Genomic DNA, 22,068 nt, shown 5'->3' with positions numbered 1-22,068 from the left:
CTCCGTTTCATAGGGAAAACAGCTTTTTGCGCTAATTTTCTTACGATTGGTTATGTACTTTCCTGTTCACATCGTATATTCTGGGAAAAATGTGTCGTGTGAAATTTCCTGTAAGACACAAATCTTAGTCGATGATCATCAAGCCATTTTGCACTCGGATCGTCCATCTGGTCCGAATTTCCCACATCAAACTTCCTATGCACTCCTTGAAACTTCCTACCGCCGCCGTCTGGGTTGGCGTCATCCTGGTTGGTTACGGCGGCAGTTCGATGCCAGCGCAATCGGCAACAATTTCTGACAACAACGCAAGCACCTACGTTCCGCAAAGCCGCAGCACGACGACGGCGCCTGCTCCGGCGAGCACTGCTACCGTCACGGCACCGACCTCGAGCGGGACTTACGTGCCGCAAAGCCGTGAAGTGGCCCCCACCAGCCCTTCCCGAAACACGCCCGGTGCAGCAACTTTGACCGACATCCGTTTTGAAAGCATGTCGAATGTGGCACAAACCAATGTGCCGGTGACGTTCGGCCAGATTTTCGCGCCAGGCCACCTCGCCGCGAATGCGACGCTGTCCGGCCGCCTGGACAATGGCGTTACGGTGCCACTGCAGCTCGATACCAAGGCCCGCCATCCGGACGGATCGGTGCGCCACGCCATTATTTCGGCGATTCTGCCGTCACTGGGAGCCAAACAAGTGCTTACCATGATGCTGGACCGTAGCGCAGGAGCAGCCACGACCGCCAGGCCCACCGCCTCGTTACTCAATGCCGGCTTCACTGCATCGGTCAACGCAACCATTGGGGGCGTACGGTATACCGCGTCGGCCGACCAGTTGTTGCGGCAAGCCACTGCAAAAGCATGGCTGGCCGGCGCCACCGCCAATGAATGGCTTGTCTCTGCCCCGCTAACAACCAGTGCCGGCGTCGCCCACCCACACCTGACGGCGCGTTTTTCGCTGCGCTGGTATGAGGCGGCGAGGAAAGCCCGCGTCGATGTCGTCATCGAGAACAACTGGGCCTACGAGAAGGCACCGCAAAACTTTACCTACAACGCCGAAGTTCTCGTTGGTGGCAAGGCGGTCTACACCAAACCCTCTCTGCAGCATTATCACCATGCCCGCTGGCGCAAGGTGTTCTGGTGGAACGGCTCCGCACCGGAAGTCAACGTCAAGCACAATACCGCTTACCTGATCGATAGCCGCGCGCTGCCGAACTATGACCGTTCACTGAGGATTCCAGGGTCCGTTCTCGACACACTCAAGTCGCGCTGGAGCAATGCCGCCACTGGACCGATGGGCACCGGCCTGTCCGAACCCTATATGCCGGCGACTGGCGGACGCAACGACATCGGCCTGCTGCCCCAATGGGCTGCCGTTTATCTGCTGACCATGGATCACCGCGCACGCGACGCAACCCTTGGGACGGCCGAGCTCGCGGGCAGCTACTCGGCGCATTACCGCGACCAGAAGACCGGCCAGCCAGTCAGCCTGATCGATTACCCGTACATGACCATGCTGGGCCGCCCCGGCGATGCGGTCAATCCAGCGACCGGGCGTTCGGAAGCATTCCCTGCCTGTGCCTCGTCGAGTGCTTGCACGACGCCCTATTCGCACGACGTGTCACACCAACCCGCGTTTGCCTACCTGCCTTATGTGCTGACGGGAGACCACTATTTCCTGGAAGAGCTGCAATTCTGGGGCATGTATAACGTATTCAACTCGAACCCGGCTTATCGTGAGGGAAGAAAGGGCTTGTTGTCGCCCGAACAGGTACGTGGTCAGGCCTGGGGCCTGCGTACCCTGGCAGAAGCGGCGTATATCACGCCGGACAATGATCGATTGAAAACGCACTTCAATCAGATCCTCGACAGCAATCTCGACTGGTACAACGCGAACTATCCAAACAACCCGAACGCGAACAAGTTGGGGGCCATCGTCAACGGTTATTCGCTGGTTTATTCCAACGGCCGGGGCTTGGCTCCATGGCAAGATGACTTTTTCACGGCAGCAGTGGGGCATGCCCATGACTTAGGCTTTACGAAAGCCACGACACTGCTCAAGTACAAGGTAAAGTTCCCGATCGAGCGCATGGTAGGTAACGGGGCCTGTTGGATTGGCGGATCGGAATATGCGATGAATGTCCGCGCCAGTGCGAACGCGCCCTTGTACTCGACAATTGGCCAGGTATATGCCGCTACGAGTACGAAGTACACCAGCAGTCCTTGTGGCAGCGCCACCATGGCCGGCCTGCTCGGCCTGAAAGTCGGCGAAATGTCCGGCTATTCCAGCTCGGTTGCCGGCTACCCGTCGAACATGCAACCAGCGCTGGCTTATGCTGCCGATATTGGCGGCACCACCGGTGCCCGGGCCTGGTCGGTGTTTATGTCGCGTAGCGTGAAGCCGGACTATGCGCTCGGCCCACAGTTCAACATTGTGCCGCGTACACGTTAACAACATGGTGAGTGGGCCTCCCACTCCCGAGCCCGAAGCCCGGTACAACCGGGCTTTTTCTTTATTGCAGGTACCAAGCTGAGCGCGGACCCTGCTTCGTCTTGAATGCTATGCAGTCATGGCTGCCATTCTTTCCTAACCAAGGCAGGTTAACCAGAAGTCAATTCGAAACCTCGTCGACTTGGCATTTTTTTACAAGATCGCGCCGGTTTACTGATAAATGCACGACGTTCCCTGTCTGTTACAAATTTTTTTCTGTTTGGTTTTCATAGGGAAATCGGGCGTTTGCGCCATAAATTCATACATTTGGTTATGTACTTTCCTGGTCACATCGTTTATTCTGGAAAAGTGTGTCGCGGGGAAATTTATTTTAGACACAAATATTATCCAATGATTACGAGGTTCCAGATGCGCCAGTTTCGTCCCAACCTGATTCGTTCCGCCCTCACTGTTGCCGCCATCGCTGCCGCCGTGCCGGCCAGCGCTGCCACCCTGTCTGTCGGTCCCGGCAAGACCTATGCGCGTCCGTGCCAGGCGTTTGCCGCTGCCAAGACCGGCGACGTCATCCAGATCACAGGCAACGTCACCTACAGCGGCGACGTCTGCGGCATCTATGCCAGCAACCTCACCATCCGCGGCGTCAACGGCCGCCCGAAGATCGATGCCGCAGGCAAGAACGCCATGGGCAAGGGCACCTGGGTCGTCGTGGGTAACAACATCGTGGTCGAGAACGTCGAGATGCTCGGCGCGAAGGTGCCGGACCGTAATGGCGCCGCGCTGCGCCTAGAGGGCACCAATTTCACCCTGCGTTCGGCCTTCATTCACGATAACGAGAACGGCATCCTGAGCGGTGTGAACACCGCCAGCAACATCGTGATCGAGTACAGCGAGTTCGGCTATAACGGCAACGGTACCGGCCAGACCCACAACGTTTATATCGGCAATGCCGGCAGCCTGACTTTCCGCTACAACTTCTCGCACGACGCCAACGTCGGCCATAACCTGAAGTCGCGCGCCCGTACCAACATGATCGCCTACAACCGCTTCTCGAGCACGCCGGCGGGCCAGGTCGGCACCACCACCAGCGGCAAGCCGAGCTACGAGATCGACCTGCCGAACGCCGGCACCTCGTACATCATCGGCAACGTGATCCACCAGCCCTCGGTACACAGCAACCCGAACATCGTGGCTTATGGCGTAGAGGGCGCGAGCAACCCGGGCCACGACCTGTATGTCGTGAACAATACCTTCCTGAACGACGACAGCGTGCGCGGCAATGCCGTGCTGGTCGGTACCGGCGTGACCAAGAAAATCCTCCTGCAAAACAACATCTTTGCAGGCACCGGCACCTGGACCAACCAGGTCGGCGCGGTCGAGAAGACCAATTACCGTTCCCTGGCGCCGGGTTTCGTCAACCGTGCCAACTTCGACCTGCGCCCCACCGCCAACGCACTCGTGATCGGCGCCGCCTCGACTCCGGGCGTCTCGGCCACCGGGGTGTCGCTCAAGCCGGGCGCCGAATACCGGCACCGCGCATCGGGCGCCACCCGCCCGGTCGTGGGCGCGCTGGACATCGGCGCCTACGAGTCGGCGCTGTAAGCCTGGCACTGCACGCGCAGCCCGTAGCAGCAATGAAAAGGGCCGCTCGATTGAGCGGCCCTTTTTCCGTCCGGCAGCGCTGCTCGCCGGATGCGGATTACCGGATATGCATTACCAGATGATTACGCGATCCTTCGGCGCCAGGTACATCTTGTCGCCTTCCCTCACACCGAAAGCCTCGTAGAAGCCCGGCTGGTTCTTCAGCGTGCCGTTGGCGCGGTACTGGCCCGGCGAGTGCGGGTCGGTCTTGATCTGGGCAATCTGCGCCGGCTCGCGCATCTTCGAGCGCCACACCTGGCCCCAGCCCATGTAGAAGCGCTGGTCGCCGGTCAAGCCATTGATCACCGGGGCCGGCTTGCCTTTCAGGGACAGCTTGTAGGCTTTATGGGCGATCGCCAGGCCCGAGTTGTCGCCGATGTTCTCGCCCAGGGTCAGTTCGCCGTTGACGTGGTAGCCCGGCAGCGGGCTGTAGGCGGCGTACTGCTGGATCAGGACCTTGGTCTTCTCGGCAAACTTCTTGCCGTCTTCCTCGGTCCACCAGTTGCGCATGTTGCCGTCGCCGTCGTACTGCGAACCCTGGTCGTCGAAGCCGTGGCTGATCTCGTGGCCGATCACGGCGCCGATGCCGCCGTAGTTCACGGCATCGTCCGCCTTGGCGTCGAAGAACGGCGGCTGCAAGATCGCGGCCGGGAACACGATCTCGTTCAGTTCCGGGTTGTAGTAGGCATTGACGGTCTGCGGCGTCATGCCCCATTCCTCGCGGTCGATCGGCTTGCCCAGCTTGTTCAGTTCGCGCTTGTATTCGACTTCGCGCGAACGCATCACGTTGCCCACCAGGTCGTCGCGCTTGACGACCAGGCTGGAATAATCCTTCCATTTGTTCGGGTAGCCGATCTTCGGCGTGAACTTGGCCAGCTTGGCCTGCGCTTCCTTCTTGGTTGCCGGGCTCATCCAGTCGAGGGTGTCGATCGACTGGCGATACGCTTCCAGCAGGTTCTTTACCAGCACTTCCATGCGCGCCTTGCGCTCGGCCGGGAAATGTTCCTTCACGTACAGCTTGCCCACCGCATCGCCCACGCCGGCTTCCAGCGTGGACACGCCGCGCTTCCAGCGCGGCTCCAGTTGCGGGATACCGGACAGGACGGTGCCGTTGAAGGCGAAACGCTGGTCGACGAAGGCCTTCGACAGGTAACTGGCGTAGCCGTTCACCAGCTGCAGCTGCAGGTAGGCCTTCCAGGTCTCGAGCGGCACCCGGTTCATGACCTCGGCAAAGCCCTTCAGGTAGCTCGGCTGGCTGACGATCACGTACGAGGCCTTGCCCTGCAGGCCGCTTGCTGCCAACCAGGCGTTCCAATCGTAGCCGGGGGCCAGCTCGCCCAGTTTCGCCAGCTCGACCTTGTTGTAGGTCTTGATCGGGTCGCGGTTCTCGACCTTGGTCCACTGGACCCTGGCCAGCTCGGTTTCCAGGTCGACGATCGCCTTGGCATCGGCGGCTGCGTTCTTGCCGCCAGCCATGGCCAGCAGCTTCGCAACGTGCTGCTGGTACTTGGTGCGGATGTCGGCCAGCTTGGCGTCGTCCGCCTTCAGGTAGTAATCGCGGTCCGGCATGCCCAGGCCCGCCTGGTACAGGTCGGCCACGTACTTGGTCGAATCCTTGGCGTCCTGGTGGATGTAGAAGACGAAGGGCACGTTCACGCCGATCTTGCCCAGGTGCGCGAACATGGCCGGCAGCTCGGACTTGTCCTTGATCGCGGCGATCTTCTTCAGTTCGCCGTTCAGGGGCGAGATGCCCAGTTTTTCCAGGCGCGCCTCGTCCATGTAGCTGGCGTAGAAGTCGCCGATCTTCTGCACTTCCGAGCCGGCCTTCGCGCCCTTGGTCGCGGCGGCTTGTTCGATGATCGCGCGCAGCTGCGGCAGGGTGTCGTCACGCAGCTGGTGGAAGGCGCCCCAGGTCGACTTGTCGGCCGGGATCTCGACGTTCTTGAGCCACTTACCATTCAGGTGCTGGAAAAAATCGTCCTGCGGACGCACCGCGGGGTCCACGTATTCGAGTGCAATGCCGGCAGACAAGCTGGCCGGCTTGGCGGATGCGGGAGCCTTCGCCGCGGCGCCCGCTTCGGCCAAGGCCACGGGTGTCATGAGCGAGGCGGTGAATGCAAGCGCCGCAGCGCTCAGCAGATGTCGTTTCATGCTTATCTCTCTCTTTATATTGTGCGTGCAATGCAAAACGGGCCGGCGCTCTTGCTGCCGGCCCGTCGTCAACGGCGCTTGATTACCAGACCAGGACGCGCTCTTCCGGCGCCCGGTACATCTTGTCGCCAGGCTTCACGCCGAAGGCTTCATAGAACTCCGGCATGTTCGCCACGGCGCCGTTGGCACGGTACTGGCCCGGCGAGTGCGGCCCGTTCTTGACCTGGTTGACCATCTGCTGGTCGCGCATCTTGATGCGCCACACCTGGCCCCAGCCCATGAAGAAGCGCTGGTCGCCGGTCAGGCCGTCGATGACCGGGGCCGGCTTGCCGTTGAGCGAAAGCTTGTACGCCTTGTAGGCGATCGACAGGCCGGCGTTGTCGCCGATGTTCTCGCCCAGCGTCAGTTCGCCGTTCAGGTTGTAGCCTGGCAGCGGGCTGTACGAAGCGAACTGCTTGACCAGCTTGTCGGTGCGGGCCTTGAAGGCGGCGCGGTCTTCGGCGGTCCACCAATCGCGCAGGTTGCCGTCGCCGTCCGACTGGCTGCCCTTGTCGTCGAAGCCGTGGCCAATCTCGTGGCCGATCACGGCGCCGATCGCGCCATAGTTGACGGCGTCGTCGGCGCGCATGTCGAAGAACGGCGGCTGCAGGATGGCGGCCGGGAACACGATCTCGTTCATCGTGCTGCGGTAGTACGCGTTCACGGTCTGCGGCGTCATACCCCACTCGGTGCGGTCGACCGGCTTGCCCAGCTTCTCGATGCGGTAGTTGTACTGGAAGGTCGAGGCGCGCATCAGGTTGCCGACCAGGTCGTCACGCTTGATGGCGAGCTTCGAATAGTCGCGCCACTTGTCCGGGTAGCCGATCTTGGGGGTGAACTTGGCCAGCTTGGCGCGGGCTTCCTTCTTGGTCGTCGGGCTCATCCACTCCAGGTTGTCGATCGACTGGCCGTAAGCATGGACCAGGTTCTTGACCAGTTCTTCCATGCGTGCCTTGCGCTCCGGCGGGAAGTGCTGTGCCACGTACAGCTTGCCCAGCGCCTCGCCCAGCGCGCCCTCGACGGTGGCCACGCCGCGCTTCCAGGTCGGTTCCTGCTCGGTGGTGCCGGTCAGGGCGGTGCCGTAGAAGGCGAAGTTCTCGTCCTTGAAGGCCGTCGACAGGTAAGGCGCGTACTCGCGCAGCAGCTGCCATTCGAAATAGGACTTCAGGGTTGCCAGGTCGGTCTTGGCCAGCACCTCGTTCAGGCCGGCGAAGTAGCTCGGCTGGTTCACGATGATGGTGTCGAGCTTGTTGCCCACGCCGGCCGCGGCCGCGGCCGCCTTCCAGTCGTAGCCCGGGGCCAGCTTGGACAGCTCGGCCAGGGTCATCTTGTTGTAGCGCTTGACCGGGTCGCGGTTCTCGACGCGGGTCCACTGCACCTTGGCCAGCTCGGTCTCGAAGTCGACGATCGCCTTGGCCTGGGCCGCGGCGTTCTTCTCGCCGGCCAGCGCCAGGATCTTCTCGACGTGCACCTGGTACTTGGCGCGGATCTCGGCCAGCTTGGCGTCATCCATCTTCAGGTAGTAGTCGCGGTCCGGCATGCCCAGGCCGCTCTGCGAGATGTAGGTGGTGTGCTGCGTCGATTCGCGCATGTCCTGGGCGACGTAGATGCCGTACGGGGTTGAGACGCCGATCTTCGACAGGTGCGCGACCAGGTTCGGCAGGCCTTTCTTGTCCTTGAGCGCACGGATCTTGCGCAGCTCGCCGCCCAGCGGCTTGACGCCGAGGGCATCGCGGCGCGCTTCGTCCATGAAGCTGGCGTACAGGTCGCCGATCTTCTGGGTTTCGGTGCCGGTCTTGGCCGACTTGTCGGCCTGTGCGGCTTCGATGATGGCCTTCAGCTGCGGCGTGGTGTCGTCGCGCAGCTTCGCGAAGGTGCCCCAGCTCGACTTGTCGGCCGGGATTTCGGTGTCCTTCAGCCACTTGCCGTTGACGTGGGCGAAGAAGTCGTCCTGCGGACGCACACTGGCGTCGATGTACTGGGTATCGATGCCAGAAATCGGCGCACCTGCCTTGGCAGTAGCCGCGCTTGCCGCGGTTGCTGCAGTTGCGGTTGCGGTGGTGGCCGAATTATCCGCTGCGTTGGCAAAGGCTGCCATCACGGACAGCGTCAGGGTGCTCAAAAGGATTCGCTTCTTCACTGGATAGTCCTCAGTTGCTGGGAAAGGTGCTGGAAATAAGCGGCTTGTGGCCGTCTCGGAATGTGCGCTACGACAGGCTGGGATCAGGCGCACGTCGACAGTCGCGCGGATACGCGGCTGGATTCTGGTATGGATCCGGGCAAGGTGACGCTGCGCGGCATGCGTCCACGCTGCCCTTGCGGCGGCTTGCACGACACGCGGCAGACCCGGACGGTGCCGGATGGTGCGCCGCGCAGGCAATCGATGCGGTTTTCTTCATTCTTTTATTGTTCTAGTAAGACATCTGTCTCTCGGCCACCGCCCTCGACGGTAAGCCAGTCCATTCTAGCGGGTGCATCGGGGGGAGCAACGTCCAGGCGTGCTTTTTTACTTTTCGATACATGCAATCCGGACGATATCGCATATGCATGTGTTGGTACGTCACAACAACATGGGGGACGCGGCGGTTCATTGCCCACCGGAAGGTACAATGCACGGGTGCCGCAAGCCGTAGCGGCCATAAAAAAGCCCGCGGAGGGGGCCGCGGGCAAAGACCACTTCAAAAAGTGGAGAGAGAGAAAAACTGAGATTGACTATAGGCCCCCACCCCTGCGCCCGCCTCGACTCTTACAATTGCTTACCAAGGTAAGGAAACTGCAACAGCAGCAGCAATAACACTTTCCGGCACACCCGCATGGGGACGCAGCGCTACGGTTTGGCCTGGCCGGGCGCGTCCCCGTGGTTTCGGGTTTATACTGGGCTGGCGCTATCTCATGCATGACCTCAACGAGGGCTTCGAGCATGCGGCATGCGCCCACATCGGGTGAACCATGGGCTCCACATTCAAGAATTCCTGTCTCGTCGGCCTCGGCGCCATTGCCGGGGTCGCGCTCACCATGCAGTTCTCCGCACTGGCCTACAAGCCGGTCGACGCGGGCATGCCGCTGGCCGAGCTGCGCCAGCTAGCCGACGTCTACGGCGTCATCAAGTCGACCTATGTCGAGCCGGTGGAAGACAAGGCGCTGCTGTCGCAAGCCATTTCCGGCATGGTCGCCTCGCTCGACCCGCATTCGGCCTACCTCGACCCGCGCGCCTACCGCGAGCTACGCGAGGGCACCGAGGGCCGCTTCGTCGGCCTCGGCATCGAGATCTCGGAAAGCGATGACGGCTATGTCGAAATCGTCGCACCCATCGAAGACTCGCCCGCCTGGCACGCCGGCATCAAGGAAGGCGACCTGATCACCCAGATCGACGGCCAGCCGGTGCAGGGCCTGCCGATCGACGAGGCCATCAAGCGCATGCGCGGCGAACCGGGCACGAAAGTCACGCTCACGGTCGCGCGCAGGGACAGCCCTGCCCCGCTGCGCTTTACCATCGTGCGCAGCGAGATCGTCCAGAAAAGCGTCAAGGCCAAAATGGTCGAGCCGGGCTACGCCTGGCTGCGCATCTCGCAGTTCCAGGAGCCGACCGTGGACGACATGGCCGCCAAGCTGCAGGCCCTGTACCGCCAGGACCCGGACCTGAAGGGGCTGGTGCTCGACCTGCGCAACGACCCGGGCGGCCTGCTGCAGGGCGCGATCGGCGTGGCCGCCGCCTTCCTGCCGAAGGACGCCGAAATCGTCTCGACCAACGGCCAGCTGCCGGATTCGCGCCAGCGCTTCTATGGGCGCCCCGAGTTCTACATGCTGCGCAGCGGCGCCGACCCGTTATCCAGCCTGCCGCCGGCTTTTAAAAAGCTGCCGATGGTGGTGCTGGTGAACACCGGCTCGGCCTCGGCCTCGGAGATCGTGGCCGGCGCCCTGCAGGACTACAAGCGCGCCGCCGTCCTGGGCAGCCAGACCTTCGGCAAGGGCTCGGTGCAGACGATCCGCCCGATCGGGCGCGACGCCGCCGTCAAGCTGACCACCGCACGCTATTACACCCCGGCCGGGCGCTCGATCCAGGCGCGCGGCATCGTGCCCGACTTCCCGGTCGACGAGACCGCCGAGGGCGACGGCCTGAACGCGCTGCGCATGCGCGAAGCCGACCTGCAGCGCCACCTGTCGAACGACCGCGACAAGGAAGCCGCCACGCGCGAACAAGACATCGAGGAACAGATGCGCCTGTGGGCCGAGGCGCGCGCGCGCAAGCCGGTCGACTACGGCAGTGCCGACGACTTCCAGCTGGCGCAGGCCCTGCGCCACCTCAAGGGTGAACCGGTCCAGTTGTCGCGCCGGGCAACGGGCGACGGCGCCGATGCCACGCTGGCGCAGCACGCGCGCTGAAGCAAGGGGAGAGACTATTCCGATCTTGCCATTTCCGCCAATTCCCAGGCCCGGTGCGAGCGTGTAGAATCGCCGCATCTTTCGGCCAAGTTCCGTTATTTTGCCCGTTATCTCCTTTGAAAGTCCCAACATGAAACCTGTCGTTATCAGCGGCACCGGCCTGTTTACGCCTCCGTATTCCATCTCCAACGACGAGCTGGTCACGGCCTTCAACGCCTACGTCGAACTGTTTAACCGGGAAAACGCCGCCGCCATCGCCGAAGGCAGCGTCACGGCGCTGGAGCCGTCCAGCAGCGCCTTCATCGAAAAGGCCTCGGGCATCAAGTCGCGCTATGTGATGGAAAAGGAAGGCATCCTCGACCCGACCCGCATGACCGCCCGCATCGCCGAGCGCCCGGACGAGCAGATTTCGCTGCAGGCCGAAATGTGCGTGGCCGCCGCGCGCGAAGCGCTCGAGCGCGCCGGCAAGCAGGCATCCGACATCGACATGGTCCTGGTCGCCTGCTCCAACATGCAGCGCGCCTATCCGGCCATGGCGGTCGAGGTGCAGGAAGCGCTGGGCATCGACGGCTTCGGCTTCGACATGAACGTGGCCTGCTCCTCGGCCACCTTCGGCATCACCACCGCCATCGACGCGGTGCGCAGCGGCCGCGCGCGCGCCGTCCTGATGCTGAACCCGGAAATCACCAGCGGCCACCTGAACTTCCGCGACCGCGACAGCCACTTCATCTTCGGCGACGCCTGCACCGCCGTCGTCATCGAAGCAGCCGAGACGGCCACCAGCGCGCACCAGTTCGAGATCCTCGACAGCCAGCTGAAAACCAAGTTCTCGAACAACATCCGCAACAACTACGGCTTCATGAACCGTTTCGACGAAGCGGGCATCGGCCAGCCGGACAAGCTGTTCCGCCAGCAGGGCCGCAAGGTGTTCAAGGAAGTGTGCCCGATGGCGGCCGAGATGATCGCCGAGACGGTCAAGAACGCCGGTCTCGGGATCGAGGACATCTCGCGCTACTGGCTGCACCAGGCCAACCTGAACATGAACCTCCTGATCGCGCGCACCCTGCTGGGCCGCGACGCGACGCCGAACGAGGCGCCGGTGATCCTCGACACCTATGCGAATACCTCCTCGGCGGGGTCGATCATTGCGTTCCACAAGTACCAGGATGACCTGCCGAGCGGCGCGCATGGCGTGATCTGCTCGTTCGGCGCGGGGTATTCGATCGGCTGCGTGGTGGTGCGCAAGAAGTGAGCTTCTGCAGGCGCAGGTTGCCTGCATACGAACTTGGATCCGCGCCTGCGCGGGGATGACCTTGTTTTAGTGGGCGGTTAGTCTGAGTTAGCGCTTTGGCCCGCGTCCGCAGCACGTCGTCCCCGCGCAGGCGGGGACCCAATTTCTGCTTGCGCGGTCACCAGCGCCCGTCAAAGCCGCGCCGCCAGCTCCGCCCCCTCCCGAATCGCCCGCTTCGCATCCAGCTCCGCCGCCAGCGCGGCGCCACCGATCTTGTGGAAGCGCGGCCCGCCTTTGATCTCTTGCGCCGGCATCAGTTCCGCCAGGCTCTCCTGCCCGGCGCAGATCACGACGTTGTCCACCTCCAGCAAACGCGCTTCGCCGCCCACGGTGATGTGCAGGCCGGCGTCGTCGATGCGCTCGTACTGCACGCCGGCCAGCATCTGCACGCCGTTGCGCACCAGGGTGGCGCGGTGTACCCAGCCCGAGGTTTTACCCAGGCCCGCGCCGGGGCGCGTGCTCTTGCGCTGCAGGAGCCATACCTGGCGCGGCGGATGCGGCGGCACCGGCGGCGCCAGCCCGCCGGCCGTTTGCGAGGACGGATCGACACCCCACTCGCCCATCCAGTGCGCGGGCGCTAGCGGCAGGGCCACGCGTGGGTCGTGCACCAGGAACTCACCCATGTCGAAGCCGATGCCGCCGGCGCCGATGATGGCCACGCGCCGGCCGACCGGTTTCCCGTCGCGCAGCACGTCGAGGTAACTGAGGACCATCGGATGGTCGATGCCTTCGATTGCCGGCTTGCGCGTGGTGATGCCAGTGGCGACGATGACTTCGTCGTAGCCCCCCGCCAGCAACTCGTCGCGGCCAACGCGCCGGTTCAGCTGCAGGTCCACGCCCGTCAATGCCAATTTGCGGCCGAAATAACGGATGGTCTCGGCGAACTCCTCCTTGCCGGGCACGCGCATCGCCACCTTGAACTGGCCGCCGATGCTGCCTGATGCGTCGAACAGCGTCACCTGGTGGCCGCGCTCGGCCGCCACCGTCGCCGCCGACAGTCCGGCAGGCCCGGCGCCCACCACGGCGATGCGGCGCGGGCGCGCCGTGCGGCGAAACACCAGTTCGGTCTCGTGGCAGGCGCGCGGGTTGACCAGGCAGCTGGCGCGCTTGTTGGAGAAGGTGTGGTCGAGGCAGGCCTGGTTGCAGGCGATGCAGGTGTTGATCTCGTCGACGCGCCCACTTGCCGCCTTGGCGACCCAGTCCGGATCGGCCAGGAAGGGCCGCGCCATCGACACCATGTCGGCGCTGCCCTGCGCCAGCAGCGCTTCCGCGTCACCCGGCATGTTGATGCGGTTCGAGGCCACCACGGGAATGGCCACTTCCTTGCGCAGGCGCCCCGCCACCTCGGCAAAGGCCGCGCGCGGCACCGAGGTGACGATGGTGGGAACGCGCGCCTCGTGCCAGCCGTAACCAGTGTTCAGGATGGTGACGCCGGCCGCCTCCAGGGCCTTGGCCACCGTCACGATTTCGTCCCAGGTGTTGCCGCCTTCGACCAGGTCCAGCACCGAATGGCGGTACATCAAAATAAAATCGGGGCCGACGGCGGCACGGATGCGGCGTACCACCTCGACGGCCAGGCGCATGCGGTTCTCGATCGGGCCGCCCCATTCGTCGGTGCGCTTGTTGGTGCGCGCGCACAGGAACTGGTTCAGCAAATACCCCTCGCTACCCATCACCTCCACGCCGTCGTAGCCGGCCATCTGCGCCAGCCTGGCGCAGCGGGCATACGCGGCGATGGTCGCCTCGATGCCGGCGGCGTCGAGCGCCTTCGGCTTGAACTTCGAGATCGGCGATTTGATAGGGGAAGCCGACACCACGAAGGGCTGGTAGCCGTAGCGGCCCGCGTGCAGGATCTGCAGCACGATCTTGCCGCCCTCCTCGTGCACCGCGCGCGTGACGCGCCGGTGATTCGGCACGTCGCCAAGAAAATTCAGGGTGCCGCCGAAGGGCAGCAGCCAGCCCTGGCGGTTGGGCGAGATGCCGCCGGTGACGATCAGGCCGGCGCCGCCGCGCGCGCGTTCGCGGTAGAAGGCGGCGAGCTTGCCATAGTTGTAGAACCGGTCTTCGAGCCCGGTGTGCATCGAGCCCATGATCACGCGGTTCTTGAGGGTCGTAAAACCCAGGTCGAGCGGCGCGAGCAGGTGGGGATAAGTTGGGTGCGAGGTGGAATGCGTCATCCCGGCATTACACCGGGATTCCGTGGAGGCGTGTTTCTAAAGTTTCAGCACAGCTGCCAGCACGCCCTGCGGCGCTCAAACCAGGTGGCTTTCGCGGTCGCGCAGTTCGGCGAACCCTTCGATGCTGCCGATGTCGACCACCACCGGGCGCAGGCTGGCGCTGGCCGACATCGAGCGCCAGGCGAACTGCCATTCCTTTTCCTGCGCGTGGGCCAGGCTTTTGGTAAACGCGGCGCCCAGGCGCGAGCGCACGCCGTATTCGACCGGGCCGTCGATGCCGGCCCAATCCGGCAGCGTGCGCTGCACCGCGCGGTGCAAACGCTCGCCGAACAGCTCGGTGTTATGGATCACCAGGCAGCTGTCGGCCGGGCCCAGCACGTCGAACAGGCGCTTGTCCCATTCGGTCGAGAAGGAGACGGTCAGGAAGAAACCGGCAGGCACGAGGCGGAACTGGCCGCGCAGCGCGGCTTCGAGTTCGGTGCGCGTCGCGTAGCGGTGCAGGGTCGGGGGGCGTTGGTAGTCGTGCATAAGTAGGTAAACTGTTCCGGTGGGCGCGCTAGCGGGGCTGCTGGAGGGACAGCACGTGCTGCTGGCGCATGAAGCGCGAGGAGATGAACACCTCGCGCAGGAAGTAGACGAAGCTGCTGATCAGGCCGATCATCGCGAGCACGAACAGGCCGGCGATGTACTGGTCCAGCGGCAGGTCGGCGGTGTCGCCCAGGAACAGCATCGCGATCACCAGGCAGATCAACAGGCCACAAGCGGTGCTGGAGGCGATTGCCGTGTTGACCAGGTGCGAGCGGACATACAGCGTCTCGAGCTCGGCCGAGTATTCCGCGTTGGCGCTGACCTTGAGGCGGTCTTCGAGCACGCGGGTGCGGTCGATGATGCGCGCCAGGCGGTTGGTCAGGACCGTCAGCTTGGTGGCGACGCCGGTCAGCAGGAAGACCGGCGCGATCGCCAGCTGGATGACGTGGCCGATGTCGCTGATCTGGATGTTCATGGGTGTACGGTATCGGTGCGCAATGGCTTGCGCGGTATGTTGTCAGTGTGTCTCTAGTGTAGCAGCCGGCGCGCCATGCGGCATCCGGCGCCGCGTTCAATCAAAGCGGCGGTGGCGCTTGAACTGCTCGGTGGCGGCGACCAGTGCCCGGGCGATGCCGGTCTCCAGCGCGCCGTGGCCGCCGTCCGGGATCATGTGCAGCTTCGCGCCCGGCCAGGCCTGGTGCAGGCGCCAGGCCGACAGCGGCGGGCAGATCACGTCGTAGCGGCCCTGCACGATGGTGGCCGGCAGGTGGGCAATGCGGCCAATGTCGCGCACCAGCTGGTCTTCTTCCAAAAAAGCGCCGTGCAGCATGTAGTGCGACTCGAGGCGCCCGACGCCCAGGTCGAGCGAGTCGGACGAGGCTTCCTCGGGCTGGGGCAGCAGGAACACGCGGCGGCCCTCGAAGCGGCTCCAGGCGCGCGCCGCCGGCCAGTAGACTTCCGGGTCGCTGCACAGCAGGCGCTCGGTGTAGGCCTTGAGCAGGTCGCCGCGCTCTTCCACGGGAATCGGGGCCACGAAGTCCGCGTACAGCTCGGGATAGAACCACTGGACGCCGTTCAGGAACCAGTCCACTTCGGCCTTGGTGCACAGGAAGATCCCGCGCAGCACGAAACCGAGGCAGCGTTCCGGATGGGCTTGGCCGTAGGCCAGCGCTAGCGTCGAACCCCAGGAGCCGCCGAACACCAGCCACTGCTGGATTCCGAACATGGCGCGCAGGCGCTCGATGTCGTCGATTAGCAGTTGGGTGGTGTTATTTCTCCACTCGCCCAGCGGCGTGGACTTGCCGGCGCCGCGCTGGTCGAACAGGATCACGCGGTAGGCGCTCGGATCGAAGAAGCGGCGGTGCTGGGGCGACAGGCCGGCGCCCGGTCCGCCGTGCAGGAACACGACCGGGATGCCGTTGGGGTTGCCGACTTCTTCCCAGTAGATCGTGTGCAGCTCGTCGACGGCGAGCGTCCCATGGCGGTTGGGCTGGATCGGCGGGAACAACGACGGCGGCGTGGCGGGCATATCGGCTCTACTCTCTCGGCAGGTGAGGAGCCGATTGTAGCTTAGAGCCTGTCTACCAAGGTAGGCTCTTACTGCCCGGCCAATTCAAAAGAAGGTATTCAGGGCCTGCGTCACGTTGTAGGCGTCGTCCACCGCCAGCAGGACTTGCCACTTGTCGAAGGTGGTACACGGGTGCGAGATGCCGCAGCCGACCAGGTCGCCGACCAGCAGCTGGTCGCGAATGTCTCCTTCCGGCAGGGATAAATAGGCATGCTGGTCGTTCATCTTGGCGATGGTGCAGCCCGGCGGCAGCGCGACCGCTTGCACGGCATCGCTGCCAGGGCGGTGCGTGAACAACGGGACCGGCAGGTCGATGTCGTAGGAGGCGTCGCGCTTGCCCATGGTGAGGATCGCCAGGCCCGGTTCCGGACGCGATTGCACCATGCTCCAGACTTCCAGCGCCGGACGCAGGCCCTCGCCGTGGACTTCGCGCGCGTCGAGCTGGGCCAGCAGGCGTTGATAGGAGCCGTGGTCGCTGGTGAGATAGCAGCCGCTGCGCAGTACCGCGCGCACCGGGCGCGACAGGCCGTCGACGCCGGTAAAACCGCGGGCGACGAGGTCGAAATAGGACGAGCCGCCGGCCGAGAGCAGGATGTCGGCGCCACCGAACAGGTTTTCCCCGTCAGCACGCTTTACCAGTTCCACGAGCTCGGCCAGGAAGGCGTTCACGGCGCGCACGTCGGCGTCGCGGTCGTCGGTCACCAAGAGGCCTTCGTAGCCCTCGAAGCCGGCCAGCGCCAGGCCGTCGGCCGCGGCGATCGCGCGCGCCACCGTCAATGCCTGTTCGCTCGTCCTGCAGCCGGCACGCTTGCCGGCCAGGCCGAGTTCGACCAGCACTGGCAGCGGGCGCGCCAGGCCGCGCGCGCTGACCGCGCCCGACAGGCGCGCCACGCCGTCCAGCGAGTCGGCCAGGACGATGCATTCGAAGTCCGGGTCGTCATGCAGCAGCGCCAGCACGGCCTCGATGTCGGCGCGCGCCACCAGCTGGTTCGCCAGCAGTACGCGGCGCACGTTGAAACGGTGCGCCACCTGCACCTGCGTGGCGCTAGCCAGCGTGATGCCCCAGGCGCCGTTGGCCAGCTGGGCCGCGAACAGTTGCGGGCTCATGGTGGTCTTGCCATGCGGGGCCAAGGTAACGCCGTGGCGTTTGCAAAACGCTTTCATCCACGCCAGGTTGTGCTGCAGGGCCGACGCCTTCAGTACCGCAACAGGAAAACTGGTGTCGGCGCGCAGCACGTTCCAGCCTTGCACGCCGATCGCGCCTTGACGCAGCGGCTCGGTGATCGGGAGCCCTTTGGTACCCGGCAGGAGGGACTGTCCGTCCAGGATGGACAGCGCCAATGCGCCGCGCGGGAGCGCATGCATAGAGCCTCTGTACGCTGTAATGGAAAGAACAGAATTGTAAACTGGTTCAGTACCGGAACGCGCTGACAGTATGCAGAACGGTAGCCACGAAATTACTGGGAAACTTGTCTTATTTTTAATATTGCTGTCGCAAATACCCTGCATTTTTAACCGACTCGCATAACCTGCAGCAGAAACGCCGACAATGAATCCGTCGGTCTTGCGAAGTTTCCAATGCCAGTGCCATACTTGGGCCCATCTTGCATAAATACATCAGTAATGATCGCGACGCCATGCTGTGTCCTAGCGCATCTAGCACCAGGTGACATAGCGCCAGCCCGATGAGAAGCCAGCTTTTGAAAGTCACAGATTTTGCGCGATACCGTCACCACTTCGGACGGGCAGGAAGCGACGCCACCCGAACAGCCGTCCCCGCCTCCACCTTCGCCAGCACCTGCAACAGCGCCTGAACCCGCAGCGCCGCCCAGAACGCTCTTTCGCCAGCAAGCCATCGAGCATGTCACGGTGCGCCAGTATGGCACCGTCATCCTGACTCGTCCTGTCAGCCATGTCGTGCTCACCGGCGTATTCGTGACGCTGGCCTTGCTGCTCATCGCGTTTTTCGTCTTCTTCGAGACCACCCGCAAGTCGCACGTCCAAGGCATGCTGGTGCCAACCGCCGGCGTCATCCGGGTGTATTCGAACCAGGTCGGTGTGATCAAGGAGGTCCGCATCAAGGAAGGCCAGTTCGTGCGTGAAGGCGAGACCCTATTTGTCGTCTCCAGCGAGCGCAGCAATGCCGACGCGAGTTCCACCGAGGCCTTGATTTCCGATCTGCTGGTACGGCGGCGCGACAGCTTCCATACCGAACTGCAGCAGGCCAAGGTGCAGGCCGGACATCGCCGCGCAGCTCTGCAACAGCGCGCGCAGGATTTGCTGGGTGAAATCAAGCGGTTGGATAACCAGGCGCTCATGCAAAAGCAACGCATCGCCCTGTCCGAGCAGACCGTGGCGCGCTTTGCGCAGCTGAAGGCAACCAATTACATCTCGGCGGCGCAACTGCAGGAGCGCGAAGCCGAGCTGCTCGACCAGCGCCAGCGCCTGCTCGAGATCGAACGTATCCGCTCCGCCACCCAGCGCGACCTGGCCAGCACCCAGGCTGAAGAACGGGACATCGCGATGCAGGCCCTGCGTGATGAAAGCGCCTTGCGCCGTCATGCCTCGACGCTCGAGCAGGACCTGACCGAAAACGAGGCACGGCGCGAAGTGCCGGTGCGGGCGCGCCAGAGCGGCACGGTCACAGCCATCGCCGCCAATCTCGGCCAGACCATCGGCACCGGCACTTCGCTGGCATCCATTCTGCCAGAAGGCAACAAGCTGGAAGCGGAAATGTATGTGCCGTCCCGTGCGGTCGGCTTCATCAAGCCGGGCATGACGGCCCTGCTGCGCTACCAGGCCTTCCCGTACCAGAAGTTCGGCCAGCACGCGGCCCGTGTGCGCGAAGTGGCCACCACCTCGGTTCGCCCCGAGGAACTGCCGACCTCGGCAGCCGCCATGCCGGGCGCGGCCCAGTCGGAACCGGTGTACCGCGTCCGGCTCGAGCTCGACCAGCAGACCGTCCGGGCCTACGGCACCGCGATGCCGCTGCGCTCGGGCATGCTGGTCGACGCCAGCGTCATGCTCGAACGCCGCAAGCTCTACGAATGGGTGCTGGAACCGATATTCAGTATCTCCGGCCGCTTGTAGGCAAATACCGTCCGTCTTCCATTACCTACCGACCGCGGCCTTGTATCAGCGCCCGGCATATCCCTGATCGCAGCTGAACTATGCAATTTCCCATTCTTTCCCAGTTAGCTTTCTGGAACAGCCGCCGGCTGCCCGTCCTGCTGCAGACCGAAGCGGCCGAATGCGGCCTGGCCTGCATGGCCATGGTCGCCAGCTACTGGGGTCACCAGATCGATATCCCGAGCATGCGCCGCCGTTTCTCCGTATCGATGAAGGGCGTCAATCTGAAGGGCTTGATGGCGATGGCGAATGGCCTGTCGCTACAGACGCGTCCATTGAAGCTGGACCTGCAGCATTTGCCCGAGCTAAAGCTGCCTTGTGTCCTGCACTGGGATTTGAATCACTTTGTCGTGCTTAAATCGGTTTCAGCCAAGCACGTCGTTGTGCACGATCCGGCTGTCGGCGAACGGCGCCTGCCAATGGACGAGTTCGCCAAGCACTTTACGGGGATCGCGCTTGAGCTCACACCGACCGCGCAATTCGAGGCGAAGGAAGAGCGCCAGCAGTTTTCGCTGTTCTCGTTGATGGGACACGTGGTCGGCCTGCGCCGCGGTCTGTTCCAGCTGCTCGCACTCGGCCTGGCCCTGCAGGTGTGCGCCCTGGTCGCGCCCTTCTACATGCAGTGGGTCGTGGACGAGGCCTTGCTGGCCGCGGACCGAGACCTGATCACGGTGCTGGGCTGCGGCTTCTTGCTACTGGTCCTGCTCCAGACAGCAATCGGGGCCGTGCGCTCCTGGGTCACCACCGTGCTGGCCACCAGCCTGAACCTGCAATGGCTGGGCAATGCTTTCTCGCACCTCTTGAAGCTGCCGCTGCCTTACTTCGAAAAGCGCCACACCGGCGACATCGTGTCGCGCTTCGGCTCTATCCAGCGGATGCAAACGAGTCTCACCACCCAGTTCGTCGAGGGCATCATCGACGGCGTGCTGGTGCTGGGTACCCTGATTATGATGCTGCTGTACAGCCCCACCCTGGCAGCGGTGGCCGGCATTGCTGTGCTGCTCTACGCCCTGCTGCGCTGGAGCATGTTCCGCCCCTTGCGCGATGCGAATTCCGAGCAGATCATCCATGCCGCAAAACAGCAGAGCCACTTCATGGAAACGGTGCGCGGCATGCAGAGTATCCGGCTGTTCGGGCGCAGCGACGAGCGCCGCTCGGGCTGGATGAACTCGCTGACCGACGAATTCAATGCCAGCCTGCGCATCGCCAAGCTGTCGGTATCCTACCAGACCGCCAATACCCTGCTGTTCAGCGGCGAGCGCGTGATCGTGATCTGGCTCGCGGCCCTGGCCGTGCTCAACAACGAATTCTCGGTCGGCATGATGTTTGCGTTCATTAGCTACAAGGACCAGTTCAGCCAGCGCATGGCCAGCCTGATCGACAAGCTGTTCGAACTGCGCATGATTCGCCTGCACGGCGAACGCCTGGCCGACATCGTGCTGACCGAAGCGGAGCGCGATGACGAGGCGGCCGAGATAGACGCCAGCCACATCATGCCCTCAATCGAGATCAAGAACCTCAGCTTCCGCTATTCCGACAGCGAACCCGAAGTCATCCGCGAGCTCAACCTCAGCATTCCGGCCGGGCAATGCGTGGCGATTACCGGACCGTCGGGCTGCGGCAAGACCACCCTGATGAAACTGCTGCTCGGCCTGCTCACGCCGACCGACGGCGAGATTCGCATCGGCGACGTGCCCCTCGGTTCGCTCGGCATGACAAACTATCGCGAGATGCTCGGTACCGTGATGCAGGATGATACTCTGTTTGCCGGATCGATTGCAGACAACATCGCCTTCTTCGACCCGATGATCGACATGCAACGCGTCTACAAGTGCGCGGAACTTGCCGCCATTGCGCCGGAGATCGCCACCATGCCGATGGCCTTCAATACCCTAGTGGGCGACATCGGCACCGGCCTGTCGGGCGGGCAGAAGCAGCGCATCCTGCTGGCGCGCTCGCTGTACAAAAACCCGAAGATCCTGGTACTGGACGAAGCAACTAGCCATTTGGACGTGTGGAACGAACAGGCAGTCAACATGGCCATCCAGAAAATTCCACTGACGCGGATCATCGTGGCACACCGGCCGGAAACGATCCATATGGCTGAGCGCGTGATTGTTTTACACAACGGTCAGGTAGCCCAAGACGTTACTAAGCCGGGTTCCGAGGAGAAGCAGGCAGCGTAATGGCTTGATTGCGAACTACCCTAGATTCTGATTGCTCCCTTGAGCGCTCATTTCCATGAAAAGAGGCCTAGACGATTTGTCGGGCTTGAAAGTTGACGTCCCAGAACATACGTCGATACAGGATTCGAACTATTAAAAATCAATTCACATCATCCGAAGCCAAACCAACCAAATCTACAAATCAACCTGATCGGCTAGTTTCAGCTCTCTGGAATGATTGGTCTTTAACTTCGGGCGGCCTATCTTCAATACCGCACTTAACTAAAGTGATTGTCGAGCTAAGTTGTCGCCTATATGACGATCATGCTGCCTCGTTAAGAGCAACCAGCTATGAATGAGTGCATGCGTCCACGATTTCATATAAATAGTGGCGCAAAAAGTACATGCAGTTAGTTATAAAATAGGCTTTGTTGCGTAAATCAGGTTCGACCAGCGTAGAACCCGCAGGTCTGGTAGCCTGAACGGATGAAACCAGCTCCACAGAAGTACCGCACGACGAACTGGAAGACGTACAACGAAGCCCTCAAGG

The 22,068-nt window shown here is 63.0% G+C and carries 13 protein-coding genes; 6 read left to right on the top strand and 7 right to left on the bottom strand.

Annotation, left to right across the window (positions count from 1 at the left end; translation table 11 throughout):
• Positions 1–131 precede the first annotated feature (131 nt).
• Together ACFFJK_RS03265 and ACFFJK_RS03260 are read left to right on the top strand one after the other, a co-directional pair.
• A complete protein-coding gene (locus tag ACFFJK_RS03265; RefSeq protein ID WP_379677674.1) occupies positions 132–2,450 on the top strand; it encodes an RIFT barrel domain-containing protein in 2,319 nt (772 codons plus the stop codon).
• A 390-nt stretch (positions 2,451–2,840) separates the two neighbouring features.
• Positions 2,841–4,049 carry a hypothetical protein gene (locus tag ACFFJK_RS03260; RefSeq protein ID WP_379677673.1) on the top strand — a complete coding sequence of 403 codons (1,209 nt, stop codon included), beginning with the start codon at positions 2,841–2,843 and terminating at the stop codon, positions 4,047–4,049.
• A gap of 111 nt (positions 4,050–4,160) precedes the next feature.
• Here ACFFJK_RS03260 and ACFFJK_RS03255 read toward each other — a convergent pair whose 3' ends face one another.
• Both ACFFJK_RS03255 and ACFFJK_RS03250 read right to left on the bottom strand, forming a co-directional pair.
• The gene (locus ACFFJK_RS03255) at positions 4,161–6,239 is read right to left on the bottom strand and encodes a M13 family metallopeptidase (RefSeq protein ID WP_379677672.1); all 2,079 of its coding nucleotides are present in this window, start codon (positions 6,237–6,239) and stop codon (positions 4,161–4,163) included.
• An 82-nt stretch (positions 6,240–6,321) separates the two neighbouring features.
• Positions 6,322–8,376, bottom strand: coding sequence for a M13 family metallopeptidase (locus ACFFJK_RS03250; protein ID WP_379677856.1), 2,055 nt, complete (start codon positions 8,374–8,376; stop codon positions 6,322–6,324).
• 851 nt (positions 8,377–9,227) lie between these two features.
• Here ACFFJK_RS03250 and ACFFJK_RS03245 point away from each other — a divergent pair.
• Together ACFFJK_RS03245 and ACFFJK_RS03240 are read left to right on the top strand one after the other, a co-directional pair.
• Complete coding sequence (locus ACFFJK_RS03245) at positions 9,228–10,661, top strand: S41 family peptidase (protein WP_379677671.1); 1,434 nt, start codon at positions 9,228–9,230, stop codon at positions 10,659–10,661.
• Between the two features lie 130 nt (positions 10,662–10,791).
• Entirely contained in the window at positions 10,792–11,913 is a 1,122-nt protein-coding gene (locus ACFFJK_RS03240) for a beta-ketoacyl-ACP synthase III (RefSeq protein ID WP_379677670.1), read from the top strand.
• A 170-nt stretch (positions 11,914–12,083) separates the two neighbouring features.
• Here the strand turns inward: ACFFJK_RS03240 and ACFFJK_RS03235 are convergent, their stop codons facing one another.
• The 5 genes from ACFFJK_RS03235 to ACFFJK_RS03215 all read right to left on the bottom strand — a co-directional run bounded on the left by ACFFJK_RS03235 (position 12,084) and on the right by ACFFJK_RS03215 (position 17,589).
• Positions 12,084–14,129, bottom strand: coding sequence for an oxidoreductase (locus tag ACFFJK_RS03235; RefSeq protein WP_379677669.1), 2,046 nt, complete (start codon positions 14,127–14,129; stop codon positions 12,084–12,086).
• A 75-nt stretch (positions 14,130–14,204) separates the two neighbouring features.
• Complete coding sequence (locus ACFFJK_RS03230; RefSeq protein ID WP_379677668.1) at positions 14,205–14,657, bottom strand: hypothetical protein; 453 nt, start codon at positions 14,655–14,657, stop codon at positions 14,205–14,207.
• A gap of 28 nt (positions 14,658–14,685) precedes the next feature.
• Positions 14,686–15,132 carry a DUF2721 domain-containing protein gene (locus ACFFJK_RS03225; protein ID WP_379677667.1) on the bottom strand — a complete coding sequence of 149 codons (447 nt, stop codon included), beginning with the start codon at positions 15,130–15,132 and terminating at the stop codon, positions 14,686–14,688.
• 96 nt (positions 15,133–15,228) lie between these two features.
• Entirely contained in the window at positions 15,229–16,185 is a 957-nt protein-coding gene (pip, locus tag ACFFJK_RS03220; protein ID WP_379677666.1) for a prolyl aminopeptidase, read from the bottom strand.
• An 84-nt stretch (positions 16,186–16,269) separates the two neighbouring features.
• Positions 16,270–17,589 carry an amino acid deaminase gene (locus ACFFJK_RS03215; protein ID WP_379677665.1) on the bottom strand — a complete coding sequence of 440 codons (1,320 nt, stop codon included), beginning with the start codon at positions 17,587–17,589 and terminating at the stop codon, positions 16,270–16,272.
• 504 nt (positions 17,590–18,093) lie between these two features.
• On the opposite strand from ACFFJK_RS03215, the gene ACFFJK_RS03210 reads away from it, so the two are divergent.
• Both ACFFJK_RS03210 and ACFFJK_RS03205 read left to right on the top strand, forming a co-directional pair.
• A complete protein-coding gene (locus tag ACFFJK_RS03210; protein ID WP_379677664.1) occupies positions 18,094–19,314 on the top strand; it encodes an HlyD family secretion protein in 1,221 nt (406 codons plus the stop codon).
• 80 nt (positions 19,315–19,394) lie between these two features.
• Entirely contained in the window at positions 19,395–21,539 is a 2,145-nt protein-coding gene (locus ACFFJK_RS03205; protein ID WP_379677662.1) for a peptidase domain-containing ABC transporter, read from the top strand.
• The last annotated feature ends 529 nt before the right edge of the window (positions 21,540–22,068 follow it).

This window comes from Massilia consociata, assembly GCF_042432755.1.
In the GTDB taxonomy this organism is placed as follows: Bacteria; Pseudomonadota; Gammaproteobacteria; order Burkholderiales; family Burkholderiaceae_D; genus Telluria; species Telluria consociata.
This window is presented reverse-complemented; position numbering and strand designations above follow the sequence as displayed.